The organism is Ensifer sp. ENS10 (genome assembly GCF_014852025.1).
Classification (GTDB): Bacteria; Pseudomonadota; Alphaproteobacteria; order Rhizobiales; family Rhizobiaceae; genus Ensifer.
Genome location: NZ_JACVAS010000011.1, coordinates 162,187 through 175,751, shown reverse-complemented (window position 1 = coordinate 175,751; position 13,565 = coordinate 162,187). Strand labels below are relative to the sequence as shown.

Annotated in this window: 10 protein-coding genes; 9 read left to right on the top strand and 1 reads right to left on the bottom strand. The window is 63.1% G+C overall.

Translation table 11 applies throughout. From position 1 onward, the window contains the following. The first annotated feature begins 73 nt into the window (after positions 1-73). Positions 74-1,111: a YeiH family protein gene (locus IB265_RS29940; RefSeq protein ID WP_192495600.1), complete on the top strand. Its 1,038-nt coding sequence runs from the start codon at positions 74-76 to the stop codon at positions 1,109-1,111. Further along, positions 1,111-2,121: a phosphate acetyltransferase gene (gene pta / locus IB265_RS29935; RefSeq protein WP_113131872.1), complete on the top strand. Its 1,011-nt coding sequence runs from the start codon at positions 1,111-1,113 to the stop codon at positions 2,119-2,121. Before IB265_RS29940 ends, pta begins: the two co-directional genes overlap by 1 nt. Positions 2,122-2,140: 19 nt before the next feature. Here pta and IB265_RS29930 read toward each other — a convergent pair whose 3' ends face one another. Next, positions 2,141-3,016 carry a LysR substrate-binding domain-containing protein gene (locus tag IB265_RS29930; RefSeq protein ID WP_113131871.1) on the bottom strand — a complete coding sequence of 292 codons (876 nt, stop codon included), beginning with the start codon at positions 3,014-3,016 and terminating at the stop codon, positions 2,141-2,143. A 117-nt stretch (positions 3,017-3,133) separates the two neighbouring features. Here IB265_RS29930 and IB265_RS29925 point away from each other — a divergent pair, with 117 nt between their 5' ends. From IB265_RS29925 to IB265_RS29895, 7 genes are all read left to right on the top strand, one after another. Next, positions 3,134-4,786, top strand: coding sequence for a Na/Pi cotransporter family protein (locus tag IB265_RS29925; protein ID WP_192495599.1), 1,653 nt, complete (start codon positions 3,134-3,136; stop codon positions 4,784-4,786). Between the two features lie 103 nt (positions 4,787-4,889). After that, positions 4,890-6,092, top strand: a complete 1,203-nt coding sequence (locus tag IB265_RS29920) for a 2-aminoethylphosphonate--pyruvate transaminase (protein ID WP_113131869.1) — start codon at positions 4,890-4,892, stop codon at positions 6,090-6,092. A 15-nt stretch (positions 6,093-6,107) separates the two neighbouring features. Continuing rightward, positions 6,108-7,370, top strand: coding sequence for a phosphonoacetate hydrolase (phnA, locus tag IB265_RS29915; protein WP_192495598.1), 1,263 nt, complete (start codon positions 6,108-6,110; stop codon positions 7,368-7,370). A gap of 10 nt (positions 7,371-7,380) precedes the next feature. After that, entirely contained in the window at positions 7,381-8,835 is a 1,455-nt protein-coding gene (gene phnY / locus IB265_RS29910; RefSeq protein WP_192495597.1) for a phosphonoacetaldehyde dehydrogenase, read from the top strand. 364 nt (positions 8,836-9,199) lie between these two features. Then, positions 9,200-10,222 (top strand): putative 2-aminoethylphosphonate ABC transporter substrate-binding protein, encoded by a 1,023-nt coding sequence (locus tag IB265_RS29905; protein WP_192495596.1) that lies wholly within the window; start codon positions 9,200-9,202, stop codon positions 10,220-10,222. A gap of 82 nt (positions 10,223-10,304) precedes the next feature. Continuing rightward, entirely contained in the window at positions 10,305-11,480 is a 1,176-nt protein-coding gene (locus tag IB265_RS29900; protein ID WP_113131866.1) for a putative 2-aminoethylphosphonate ABC transporter ATP-binding protein, read from the top strand. An 8-nt stretch (positions 11,481-11,488) separates the two neighbouring features. Beyond that, complete coding sequence (locus IB265_RS29895) at positions 11,489-13,498, top strand: putative 2-aminoethylphosphonate ABC transporter permease subunit (RefSeq protein WP_192495619.1); 2,010 nt, start codon at positions 11,489-11,491, stop codon at positions 13,496-13,498. Positions 13,499-13,565: the final 67 nt, after the last annotated feature.

Here is a 13,565-nt window from a genome sequence, read left to right as displayed (position 1 = left end):
CGACCCGATTGCACGATGCCCGCCCGGCTTTTCCGGGCGGGCGCAGCGTCCCGCGAGCGACCGGAATGACATCATGACCTTTACCGCATCTGTCCACGAACGTATCCGCAGCGTGCCCTCCGGCTTTGCGACCTACTGGCCGGGCTTCGCCGTCACAGCGGCCGTCGCCGTCGCCGCCCAGTTCCTCTCCGATCACTACGGCGCGCCGGCCATGCTGATGGCGCTTTTGCTCGGCATCGCCTTCCACTTTCTGTCCGAGGAGGGGCGTTGTGTCGCCGGGATTGATTTCTGCGCCAAGAAGGTGCTGCGCATCGGTGTGGCGCTGCTCGGCATGCGGATCAGCGTCGACCTCCTGATCGGACTCGGCGCCGGCACCATCCTGCTGCTCGTCTCGGCGATCGCGGCCACCATCGGCTTTGGCCTGCTCGCCGCGAAATTGCTCGGCCGCGGCTGGCGGCTGGCGCTCATCACCAGCGGTTCGGTCGCCATCTGTGGCGCGTCGGCGGCGATGGCGATCGCCGCCGTCTTGCCGAAGAACGAGTTTTCCGAGCGCAACCTGATCTTCACTGTGCTCTCGGTCACGGTGCTCTCCACCCTTGCCATGATCGCCTATCCGATCATTGCCCAGACCATGGGGCTCGATGCCCGCGCGACTGGCATCTTCTTCGGCGGCACCATCCACGATGTCGCGCAGGTCGTCGGCGCCGGCTTCTCGGTCTCGCCGGAGGCGGGGGAGACGGCGACGCTCGTCAAGCTGATCCGCGTCACCATGCTGGCGCCGGTCGTGCTTATCTTCTCGCTGTCGCTGCGCAAGGTGCCGCAGCCCGAGGGCGAGACCGGCAAGCGTCCGCCGCTTTTGCCCGGTTTCGTCGTCGCCTTTCTGATCTTTGCGGCGTTCAACTCCTTCGGCCTCGTGCCCGAACTGGTGGCCAAAGCCGGCATGGAAACCTCCCGTTGGGCGCTGATTGCCGGCATCGTCGCCGTCGGCATGCGCACCTCGCTCAGGCGCGTTCTCGACGTCGGCGGAGATGCGGTCGCGCTTATCGTCGCCGAAACCGTCTTCATCGCCCTCTTCATTCTCGTCGGCATTCACTATTTGGGACACGCCTGATGAAACCGCTCGATCGCATTCTCGAAGCCGCGAAATCAGCACCTCGCCATATCGTGCTTGCCGAAGGGGAAGACCCACGCATCGTCGAGGGGGCCTTGCGCGCCGTGCGCGAGGGCGTTGCCGAGACAACCCTCGTCGGCAGCCGGAACATCGTCGAGGAACGGTTGGCGGCCGCCGGCGCGCGCCCGGGCGAAATCCGCATCGAGGATCCGGCGTTGTCGCCGCTCACCCCGCGCCTTGCTGCGGCCTACCATGAATTGCGCCGCAACAAGGGCGTCGACGCGGCGGCGGCAGCCGAGGCTGTGCGTTCGCCGCTCGTCTTTGCCGCGATGATGGTGCGCGAGGATGCCGCCGACGGCACGGTTGGCGGGGCGGTTGCGACCACCGCCGATACGGTGCGCGCCGCGCTCCAGACCATCGGTCGCGCGCCGGACGTTGGCCTGGTGTCGAGCTTCTTTCTGATGATGCTGTGCGCGCCGCATCACGCAAAGAAGGGCGCTTTCGTCTTTGCCGATTGCGGCCTCGTCGTGGATCCCGATGCTGCGGGTCTCGCCGACATCGCGGTGACGTCGGCGCGCTCCTTCGAGCAGCTTGCCGGCAAGCCCGCGAAGGTGGCGATGCTTTCCTTCTCGACCGCCGGCAGCGCTGCGCATGAGCGCGTTTCCAAGGTGGTGGAGGCGACCAGGCTCGCCCATGCCGCAGCACCCGGTCTGGTCATCGACGGCGAGCTGCAGTTCGACAGCGCCTTCGTCGAGGCCGTCAGTGCCGCCAAGGCCCCCAACTCGGCGCTCAACGGCGAGGCCAATGTCTTCGTCTTCCCGAACCTTGATGCGGCGAATATCGGCTACAAGATCGCGCAGCGGATCGGCGGTGCGACGGCGATCGGCCCGATCCTGCAGGGGCTCGCAAAACCGGCCAACGATCTTTCGCGCGGCTGCAATGTCGAGGATGTCTTCCACATGATCGCCGTCACCGTCGTTCAGGCCTCAGGCGGGAAATCGAGTGGGTAGGCGGATGAAAGCCGACAGCTCACGTTACCGCTTTTGAAAGACTGCGCGCGATGTCGAAGAAGGCGCTGACAAGCTTGCCGTTGCTACGTTCGCGCAAGCAGATCAGTGCTTCATCCATCAGCATTTCCGGCGCCTCGATCCGGATCGGAACGAGGCGATTGTCCTGGCCGAACTCGGCCGAGGAGACGAAGCCAACGCCGCCGCCCGCAGCAACGATCTCGCGCACGGCCTCGCGGCCCTCGGCTTCGATGAGCGGCGTCAGAGGCACGCCGCATTGTTCGGCCATCGCTTCCAGTTTCTGCCGGGTCTTGGAGCCCTGTTCGCGCATGACGAGCGGGTGTTTGGCAAGGTCGGAGAAGGTGACGGTCTTTTGACCGGCGAGGGGATAGTCGCTGCTGGCAAAAGCGATGATCGGCGTCGAGTTCAGTTTCAGGATGTCGAAATCGCTCGATTGGGGGATCTCGCCGAGTACGCCGATATCCGCCTCGTAGGCGTGCAGGCTGGTGATGACCGTCTCGGTGTTGCCGGAATCGATCGAGACCTGCACCGTCGGATAGGTGCGCCGGAAGGCGGCGAGAATGTGCAGCAGGTGGTGGGCGGCGTCCGCCACGATGCGCAGCTTTCCAGCCCTCAGTGCCCGCGATTCCGAAAGAAGATCCAGCGCCTGCTGTTCGACATCGAACATCCGGCGCGTGACTTCGAGAAGCTGCTGGCCCGACTGGGTCAGCGTCACCTGCTTCTTGTTTCGGTTGAAGAGCAGGACGTCGTACTCCTCCTCGAGCTTGCGCACCTGATCGGATACCGCAGGCTGGGTGAGGAACAGCGCTTCCGCCGCGCGTGAGAAGCCGCCGTGGATGGCCACGTTGTGGAAGGCGCGAAGCTGGACATAGCGCATGCGTGCGACGCCTTTCAGGATAGATTTGATCTATGGATTCATTAAAACGAACGATTTGATTTATGTAAAGCGGCAAAGGATAGTTTTCGGATTCCATCCTCTTTCCGGAGCGCGCCCATGAACCTCCCGGCTGTCGCCCTCGAACTTGCTGCTGCCACCGTCCTGTTGCTCTATGCCGTCAGTCTCGTGAAAAAAGGCGTCGAAGCAGCTGCCGGCGACATCGTCGCGCGAACGGTCGGCGGTGCTGGCGGCCGGCCGCGCGCCGCCGTCTGCGGCTGCATGGTGGCGATTGCTCTACAGAGTTCGACAGCCGTCGCCATGCTTGCCGCCGGCTTTGCCGTCAGCGGCGCGCTGGGGCTCGATACCGGTCTCGCGGTGCTGCTTGGCGCCGATCTCGGCTCGGCGCTCGTCGTTAAGATCCTGTCCTTCGATCTGCATTGGCTGGCGCCGCTCCTGGTCGCGGCCGGTGGCCTCGTGCATCTGAAGGCATCAAGCCGCAAGGCGGTCGAAGCCGGACGCGCCGTGCTTGGCATCGGCCTGTTGCTTCTGTCGCTGCAGATGATCGGCCATGCGACGCAGCCGCTCGCCCAAAGCCCGGTCCTGCCCTCCGTCGTCGCCTTCGTCGGCAAGGATGCGCTGACGGTTATGATCCTCGCTGCGTTTTTCACCTGGGCGCTGCATTCGAGCGTGGCGGCGATCCTGCTGATCCTGACTTTCGCCGCGAAGGACATCGTGCCTGTTGATGTCGGCATTCCGCTGGTTCTCGGGGTCAATATCGGTGGTGGGCTGATCGCGCTCTGGCTGACGCGCGGCCTGCCGGTCGAGGGGAGACGGCTGCCGCTCGGCAACCTTCTCTTTCGCGCCCTGTTCGGCGCAACCGTCTTCGGCGCATTCTCGTTGCATGCCCCCTTCGACTGGCTTCCGGGAGAGACGGCGGCCGCAAAGCTCGTCAACCTGCATGTGCATTTCAATGCCGCCCTCGTTCTCGTCGGGATGGCCTCCTGCGGTCTGATGGCGCGTCTTGTCCAGTTGTTCATGCCGGATGCCGCCGGCGCCGGCGACCGATCGGTCCATGTCAGCGCACTCGACCGCACGCTGATCGACAAGCCGCCGCAGGCGCTTGCCGCTGCGGCGCGCGAGGTATTGCATATGGGCAATCTCATCGCCCGAATGCTGGAGCCGGTGATGACGGTCATCCACGCGCCAACGCCTGAGGCCGTAAAGACGCTGCGAAGCATCGACGGGGAGATCCACCGGGCGCACAGCGAGATCAAGCTTTACATCGCCGCCGTCAACCGCGGCATCCTCACGGAAGAGCAATCGCGACGTGGCATCGAACTCACGGAGGCGGCGATCCATCTCGAATATGCCGGCGACGTGGTCGCAAAGAACCTGCTGCAAATGGCCGAGGAGCGGCTGGATGGGGCGGGCGCCTTCTCACATGACGGGTGGCGCGAACTCACCCTGCTGCACGCGGCCGTGTCTTCCAACGTCAGGCTAGCGGCCAATCTTCTCGTTTCACCCGACCCGGTGATCGCTCGCGAGATGGTCCGGCAAAAGGAACATGTGCGCCGCCTCGTCGAGGAGAGTAGCAAGAGCCATCTGGAGCGGCTTCGCCAGGGTGTGGCGGCCAGCATCCTGTCGAGCGACATGCACTTGGAAATCGTTCGGGCGCTGAAGGAAGTCAATTCGCTGGTGACGACCATGGCCTATCCGCGCCTGCGCGAGAGCGGTGACCTGCTGGAAAGCCGGTTGGTTCCCGCCGCATAGGACGTATAAGCTAGATCGATAGATTGATACAAAAGAACGATTTTACAGATATATGTTTCCGCCCCATTGTCGTTCTCGAACACGCCAACCGCGAGGACGGACAATGCCAAACACCGCTTCTGACAGAACCATCGCGCCCCTGGAAACACCGAGGCTCGGCGAGCCCTATCTGCTCACGCCCGGCCCGCTGACAACGGCCTACGAGGTCAAGGAAGCCATGCTGCGGGACTGGGGCTCCTGGGATGGCGACTTCCGGGCAATGACCGCCAGGCTGCGCCGCGAACTGCTCGACATTGCCGGTGATAACAAGGGCGAGTTCGATTGCGTGCCGATGCAGGGCAGCGGCTCGTTTTCGGTGGAGGCGATGCTTGGCAGCTTCGTTCCGAAGGACGGCAAGGTGCTGGTGCTGATGAACGGCGCCTATGGCAAGCGCATCGCCCAGACGCTCTCCTATCTCGGTCGCGACCATGTGACGATCGACAAGGGCGATTACATGCCGCCGCGCGGTCCGGAAGTCGCAGCCGTTCTCGATGCCGACCCTGCCATCACCCATGTCGTCGTCGTCCATAGCGAGACCAGCTCCGGCATCCTGAACCCACTGAAGGAGATCTCCGACACCGTCTATTCCCGCGGCCGCAAGCTGCTGGTCGATTCCATGAGCGCCTTCGGCGCCGTGCCGGCCGGCGTCAACGACTTCCGCTACGAGGCGATCGTCTCGTCCGCCAACAAGTGCATCGAGGGCGTGCCCGGCTTCGGCTTCGTCATTGCCCGCAAGAGCGAGCTGGAGGCTGCCAAGGGTCGCAGCCATTCGCTGAGCCTCGATGTGCATGCCCAGTGGGACTACATGAACAAGACGGGCCAGTGGCGCTTCACGCCGCCGACCCATGTGGTCGCGGCCTTCCTCGAAGCACTGCGGCTGCACCGCGAGGAGGGAGGCGTCGCCGGTCGCGGCGCGCGCTACGCCCGCAACCGTGATGTCATGGTCGCCGGCATGCGGGAGGCAGGCTTCGAGACGCTGCTTGCCGACCAGTGGCTGTCGCCGATCATCGTCACCTTCTTCAGCCCGGCCCATCCCGCCTTCGCCTTCGATCGTTTCTACGACCTGATGAAGGACACGGGCTTCATCATCTATCCGGGCAAGCTGACCGTGGTCGACAGTTTCCGCGTCGGCTGCATCGGCCGCATGGACGAGCATGTCATGCGCCGCGTGGTCGCAGCCGCTCGTGAATCCCTCAATGAAATGGGCGTCGATAGCGCCGCCCCGCCGGCCGTCGCCCTTGAGGAACGCCGCCGTCTCGCTGCCTGAACGAAGGAAATTCCAATGAACCAGATGTCCAAGATTACCGTCACCGCCAACCGCCGCACCTATCCCTGGCCGAAGGTTCCGGCCATCGCCATCTGCCTTGACGGCTGCGAGCCGGCCTATCTCGACGAGGCCATCAAGGCCGGGCTTATGCCGACGCTCGAGCGCATCCGCAAGACAGGAACGGAGCGCACGGCGCTCAGCGTCATCCCGAGCTTCACCAACCCGAACAACCTCTCCATCGCCACCGGCCGCCCGCCGGCGATCCACGGCATCTGCGGCAACTATCTCTATGAACCGCAGACCGGCAACGAAGTGATGATGAACGACCCGCGCTTCCTGCGCGCGCCGACCATCTTTAGGGAATTCTACGATGCCGGCGCGAAGGTGGCGGTGGTAACGGCGAAGGACAAGCTGCGGGCACTTCTCGGCCACGGCCTCAAGTTCGACGAGGGCAGGGCGATCTGCTTCTCCTCGGAAAAGTCCGACAAGACGAGCAAGGCGGAAAACGGCCTCGACAATGCCTCGGCCTGGCTCGGCCGCCCTGTGCCGGAAGTCTATTCGGCTGACCTTTCCGAGTTCGTCTTTGCCGCCGGCGTCAAGCTGCTCAAGGAGTTCCGGCCCGACGTCATGTATCTGACGACGACCGACTACGTGCAGCACAAGTATGCGCCCGGCGTGCCGCAGGCGAATTCCTTCTATGAGATGTTCGACAAATACCTGACCGAACTCGATGCACTTGGCGCCGCGATTATCGTCACCGCCGACCACGGCATGAAGCCGAAGCACAAGAACGATGGGTCGCCGGATGTCGTCTACGTCCAGGACCTGCTCGACGAGTGGCTCGGCAAGGACGCCGCCCGCGTCATCCTGCCGATCACCGACCCCTATGTCGTGCACCACGGCGCGCTCGGCTCCTTTGCCACGGCCTATCTGCCGGAAGGCGCCGACAAGGAGGAGATCATCGAGCGCCTGAAGGTGATCGAGGGTATCGATGTCGTCCTTACACGCCCGGAAGCCTGCGTGCGTTTCGAACTGCCCGATGACCGCATCGGCGATCTCGTGCTGATCTCAACCGAAAACAAGACGCTCGGCACCAGCGAGCACCGGCACGATCTCGCAGCACTCAACGAGCCGCTGCGTTCGCATGGCGGGCTCACCGAACAGGAGGTGCCCTTCATCGCCAACCGCAAGCTTCCGGAACTTCTGACGGCCGGCACGCTGCGCAATTTCGACGCGTTCTTCTACGCGCTCGTCGCAGCGGCACAAACGGCGCACTAGGGAGGGCTCGATGACCAAGGTGGAAACGACGTTCGCCATTCGCCACGAGCCGATGCGGATCGCCGGCAAGGCGGTCGATACCGAAGGGCGCATCGAGGTGCGCTATCCCTTCAACGATGCCGTCATCGGCACCGTGCCGGCGGGTAACGCCGAGCACGCCCGCAAGGCCTTCGAGATCGCGGGGGCATACCAGCCGAAGCTGACACGCTATGAGCGTCAGCGCATCCTGCTCAAGGCCGCCGACCTACTCGTCGCCCGCAAGGAGGAGATTTCCGACCTGATCACGCTGGAGCTCGGCATCTCCAAGCAGGATTCGCTCTATGAAGTCGGCCGCGCCTTCGACGTGCTGACGCTGTCGGGGCAGATGTGCATCCATGACGATGGCGAGATCTTCTCCTGCGACCTTACCCCGCACGGCAAGGCGCGCAAGATCTTCACCACCCGCGAACCGCTCAACGCCATTTCGGCGATCACGCCCTTCAACCATCCTCTCAACATGGTGGCGCATAAGGTGGCGCCGGCGGTCGCGACCAACAATTGCGTGGTGCTGAAGCCGACCGAACTGACGCCGATGACGGCGCTGGTCTTCGCCGACATCCTCTATGAGGCCGGCCTGCCGCCGGAGATGCTCTCGGTCGTGACCGGCTGGCCCGCCGATATCGGCATGGAGATGATCACCAATCCGAACTTCGACCTCATCACCTTTACCGGCAGCGTTCCGGTCGGCAAGCTGATCGCAGCACACGCCCATTACAAGCGTCAGGTGCTGGAGCTCGGCGGCAATGATCCGCTGATCATCCTCAACGATCTGTCGGACGACGATCTCGCAAGAGCGGCGGATCTTGCCGTTGCCGGCGCCACCAAGAACTCCGGCCAACGCTGCACTGCGGTCAAACGCATCCTCTGCCAGGAGAGCGTTGCCGACCGCTTCGTGCCGCTGGTGCTGGAGCGAGCGAAAAAGCTGAGGTTCGGCGATCCGATGGACCGGGCGACCGAGCTCGGCACGGTCGTGCATGCTCGCGCGGCGGAAGTCTTCGAACAGCGTGTGTTGAAGGCTGCGGAAGAGGGAGCGGAGATCCTCTATAACCCCGGTCGAAAGGGTGCCTTGTTGCCACCGATTGTGGTCGACCGGGTAGCGCATTCCAGCGAGCTGGTGATGGAGGAAACCTTCGCGCCGATCATCCCGATCGTGCGCGCCCCCGACAACGACGACGCGCTGATCGCGCTCTCGAACTCGACGGCCTTCGGCCTTTCTTCCGGCGTCTGCACCAATGACTTCCGGCGAATGCAGAAATACATCGCCGGGCTGAAGGTCGGCACGGTCAACATCTGGGAAGTGCCGGGTTACCGGATCGAGATGAGCCCCTTCGGCGGCATTAAGGATTCCGGCAACGGCTACAAGGAAGGCGTCATCGAGGCGATGAAGAGCTTTACCAACGTCAAGACATTCTCCTTGCCATGGTGATCTCAAGCGTTTCCCCCCGCTGACTCACCCCTCTGGGAGCCGCCTTGGCGGCTCCCTTTTTTATGGTTCGGAGCGTCTCACTGCATCGTCTTCGGTGCACAATCGTAGATCTGCCCCTTCTTTCGGCAGGTCGTGCGAAGTTGTATCGAAACTTGCCGCCGCCTTGATCAATCGTGGCTTGTCATGCCCAGTTCTGCGGCGGATCATCCATAGTTTTAATCTTCTGAACGATAAGAATAATAAATTTTACTTACAGGAAACCGCTGCGCAGAATGTTTCCCGAAGCCGATCACAAGAGGGCAACGACAAGATTGCCCGCCGCGCTTCCCCGGTTTTACCAGGACCTCAGAGGAGAACTTCAATCATGAACAGACGCATGCTCTTCGTGCTTGCCGGCGCCGCTTCCGCTGTGCTTCCTGCCATCGCTGCCGCTGAAACCCAGCTCACCGTCTACACCGCCGTCGAAGCCGTAGACCTCGACCGCTACAAGGCGACCTTCGAGAAGGCCCACCCGGACATCAAAATCAACTGGGTGCGCGATTCCACCGGCGTCATGACCGCCAAGCTGCTCGCCGAGAAGGACAATCCGCAGGCCGACGTCGTCTGGGGGCTCGCTGCAACCTCGCTGCTGCTCCTGAAGACCGAAGGCATGCTGGAGCCTTACCAGCCGAAGGGTGTCGAGGCGCTCGATCCGAAGTTCGTCGACAAGGACACGCCGCCGAGCTGGGTCGGCATGGACGCCTATGTCGCAGCCCTTTGCTACAACACGGTCGAGGGTGAAAAGCGCGGTCTCACACCGCCGGCGAGCTGGAAAGACCTGACGAAGCCCGAATACAAGGGCCACGTGGTGATGCCGAACCCGGCATCCTCGGGCACCGGTTTCCTCGACGTCTCGGGCTGGATGCAGATGTGGGGTGAGGAGAAGGCCTGGGACTTCATGGACAAGCTCCACCAGAACATCTCCGCCTACACCCATTCCGGCTCCAAGCCGTGCAAGATGGCGGGTGCCGGTGAAGCCGTCATCGGCGTGTCCTTCGAGTTTCCGGGTGCCAAGGCCAAGAGTGCCGGCGCACCGATCGACATCATCTTCCCCGCGGAGGGTTCAGGCTGGGAGGCGGAGGCAACCGCGATCATCGCCGGCACGGCAAATCTCGAAGCCGCAAAGACGCTGGTCGACTGGTCGGTCACCAAGGAAGCCAACGAGATGTACAATTCCGGCTATGCCGTCGTTGCCTATCCGGGTGTCGCCAAGCAGGTCGAGCACCTGCCCGACGACATCGCTTCCCGGATGATCGTCAACGACTTCGAATGGGCCGCCAACAACCGCGCGGAAATCCTCAAGGAATGGCAGAAGCGCTACGACGCCAAGTCTGAGCCGAAGAGCTGAGCCTGATGGCCGGGCGTAGCGCTACCGCGCTGCGCCCGTTCGCATTTCTCTTGGAAATCCCTCAAGCCAGCGGAGCTTGCAGATGAGGCATGCCCTGTCGATCGAACCGACGCCCACCAGCCGTCAGCACTTCGCCGATGACGCGGCCGCGGAGCCGGCTCCCTATTTGCAGATCTCGGATCTCTGGAAGACCTATGGCGATTTCGTTGCGCTGCGCGACATTTCGCTGAGCATTGCCAGAGGCGAGTTCGTCTGTTTCCTCGGTCCCTCCGGCTGCGGCAAGACAACATTGCTGAGAGCCATCGCCGGTCTCGATCTGCAGACGCAGGGCACCATCCTGCAGGATGGCCGCAACATCTCGACGCTGCCGGCCTCCAGGCGCGACTATGGCATCGTCTTCCAGTCCTACGCGCTCTTTCCCAACCTGACGATCGAGCAGAACATCGCCTTCGGCCTGGAAAACACCGGCCGATCGAAGGCGGGGGTCGCCTCCCGCGTCGCCGAATTGCTGGAAACAGTCGGCCTGTCGGCTCACGGCAAGAAGTATCCGGCTCAGCTTTCCGGTGGCCAGCAGCAGCGCATTGCGCTTGCCCGCGCCATCGCAATCTCCCCGGGGCTGTTGTTGCTTGACGAGCCGCTTTCGGCACTCGATGCCAAGGTCCGCGTGCATCTTCGCCATGAGATAAAGGCACTGCAGCGCAAACTCGGCGTCACCACCATCATGGTCACGCACGACCAGGAGGAGGCGCTTGCCATGGCCGACCGGATCGTCGTCATGAACCACGGCGTCATCGAGCAAGTCGGCTCGCCCACCGAGATCTACCGTCACCCCGAAACGCTGTTCGTCGCCGATTTCATCGGTGAGACCAACCAATTCCCAGCGCGTGTCACCGGGGACGGCGAGGTCGAGATCGGCCACTCGGCTTTCTGTTGCTCGACCCTGGATTTTTCGGCGGGCCATGCGGCAACGGCCGTCGTCCGCCCGGTTGATATCATCCCGCACGGTGCCGATGCCCATGCCGCCAACGCCATCGACCGGCCGGCGACGCCGCAGAACCTGATCGATGCCGAAGTGCAGGAGATGGAGTTCCTCGGCATGTTCTGGCGCACGCGCTTGACGGCACCGCGCCTTGGCGAACGCACGCTTGTCGCCGACTTCTCCGTCAATGCCGTCAGGCGCCTCAGGATCGAGACGGGCGGCGCCATCCAGGTGGAAATCCCGCGGGAACGTCTTCTGCTCTATCCAAGGGGTGCCTAACGATGAACATGGTCCTCGAAGCGCCTCACCTCCCCATGATCGGCAAACGGCTCCGGCAGGACGCCTCCCGCGACGATCGCATCAAGCTCGGCTTCATGGCGGTCATCGGGCTTTACCTGATCGTGGCGCTCGGCGCGCCGCTCTTTGTCATGCTGTCGAAGTCGCTTTCGACTTATCGGTTCGACCTTGCAGCTTTCGAATTCCAGATGAGCGATGAGACCGGCGCGAACTGGGGGCCGATCGTCAGTGCCGCAGACCTGAACCGGGAACTCGGAGCGGTGACGGAGGGCGAGCTTTCCAGCAGTTCAGACGGACGGCTGGCGGCCACAAAATTCTTTCCGGAATTCAAGTTCCGCAGCCCGGTCCATTACCGCATTCGCGGCACCACGGATGATGCGGCCTTCCTTGTCGGCTCCACCCTGGAAAAGGGGACGGAGTGGCGCGAATACGATTCCGGTACCTTCCGGCGCGTGGTGCTGCGGCCCGCACGTGTCTTGGGTTTTACGAACTTCACGGCCTATTTCTCGACGCCCGCGTTGGCGCAGTCGATCTACAATTCCGTGCTGATGGCGGTAATCAGCACGGTGTTCACGATCTCGATCGCCTTTGCGCTTGCCTACGGTCTGACGCGAAGCTGCATGCTGCTCAAGGGTCTGTTCCGCGGCATCCTGACGATACCGATCCTGGTGCCGTCGCTGCTGCCGGGCATCGCACTCGTCTACCTCTTCGGCAACCAGGGCATCTTCAGGGATTGGCTTCTCGGCTATTCGATCTACGGGCCGATCGGCATCGTCATCGGCTCGATCTTCTTCACCCTGCCACATGCCTTTCTGATCATCCTGACGGCGCTCTCCATTGCCGATGCCCGGCACTATGAGGCTGCCGCGTCGCTCAAAGCCAGCAAGTGGCGCACCTTCACGACCGTTACGGTCCCCGGTGCGCGCTTTGGCATTGTCTCGGCCGCCTTCGTCGTCTTCACGCTGGTCATCACCGACTTCGGCTTGCCCAAGGTGATCGGCGGGCAATACGGCATGCTGGCCGTCGACATCTACAAGCAGGTGATCGGCCAGCAGAACTTCGAGATGGGCGCGGTCGTCTCCGTCATCCTGCTTGTCCCAGCCGTGCTTGCCTTTGCCGTCGACCGGCACATGCAGAAGCGACAGGTAGCACTGCTGTCGGCGCGCGCCGTGCCCTACGCGCCGAAGCCTAACGCGCGTTTGGACGGGCTGTGCTTCGCCTTCGCCTGCCTCGTCAGCCTCTTCATCCTCGGCATGATCGCCATGTGCCAGATCGCAGCGGTGGTGAAGTTCTGGCCCTATGACCTGACGCTCACGAGCAAGAACTTCGCCTTCGACCTGATGGACGGCGGCGGCTGGGCGGCCTATGGAAACTCGATCCGGCTTGCGCTTTTGACAGCTCTCTTCGGTTCGGTCGTCGTCTTTGCCGGCGCCTACATGGTCGAGAAGGCCGACGGTTTCCGCTTCGGCCGCGGTGTCTTCCATTTCCTGGCGATGATGCCGATGGCCGTGCCCGGCATGGTGCTCGGCCTCGCCTACATCTTCTTCTTCAACAATCCGACCAATCCGCTGCACCCAATCTATGGCACGATGACGATCCTCGTCGTCTCGACGGTGACGCACTTCTACACGGTCGCGCATCTGACGGCGCTGACGGCGCTGAAGCAGATGGATCCGGAGTTCGAATCCGTCGCCGCCTCGCTGAAGCAGCCCTTCCACCGGCTGTTCTTCCGGGTCACGGTGCCCGTCTGCCTCCCGGCGATCCTCAACATCGCGATCTATCTCTTCGTCAACGCGATGACGACGGTCTCAGCGGTGGTGTTCCTCTATTCGACGGACACCAAGCTTGCGTCGGTCGCGGTGCTCAACATGGACGATGCGGGTGACATTGCGCCGGCTGCGGCCATGGGCATGATGATCTTCTACACCAATGTCGCGGCCAAGCTCGTCCATGCGCTGATCGCGCGCGGCCTGCTCGCCCGTACTCAGGCGTGGCGCTAGCCCGCTTCCGCCCCGCAATTCGTCTCGCCTTCCTTCGTCGCCGAAGGGGGGCGACGCCTTTGCCGCG

Coding starts and splice junctions, on each gene's coding strand:
- IB265_RS29895 (WP_192495619.1), top strand. CDS start 11,489: ATGGTCCTCGAAGCGCCTCACCTCCCCATGATCGGCAAACGGCTCCGG.
- pta (WP_113131872.1), top strand. CDS start 1,111: ATGAAACCGCTCGATCGCATTCTCGAAGCCGCGAAATCAGCACCTCGC.
- IB265_RS29940 (WP_192495600.1), top strand. CDS start 74: ATGACCTTTACCGCATCTGTCCACGAACGTATCCGCAGCGTGCCCTCC.
- IB265_RS29900 (WP_113131866.1), top strand. CDS start 10,305: ATGAGGCATGCCCTGTCGATCGAACCGACGCCCACCAGCCGTCAGCAC.
- IB265_RS29925 (WP_192495599.1), top strand. CDS start 3,134: ATGAACCTCCCGGCTGTCGCCCTCGAACTTGCTGCTGCCACCGTCCTG.
- IB265_RS29920 (WP_113131869.1), top strand. CDS start 4,890: ATGCCAAACACCGCTTCTGACAGAACCATCGCGCCCCTGGAAACACCG.
- IB265_RS29930 (WP_113131871.1), bottom strand. CDS start 3,016: ATGCGCTATGTCCAGCTTCGCGCCTTCCACAACGTGGCCATCCACGGC.
- phnY (WP_192495597.1), top strand. CDS start 7,381: ATGACCAAGGTGGAAACGACGTTCGCCATTCGCCACGAGCCGATGCGG.
- IB265_RS29905 (WP_192495596.1), top strand. CDS start 9,200: ATGAACAGACGCATGCTCTTCGTGCTTGCCGGCGCCGCTTCCGCTGTG.
- phnA (WP_192495598.1), top strand. CDS start 6,108: ATGAACCAGATGTCCAAGATTACCGTCACCGCCAACCGCCGCACCTAT.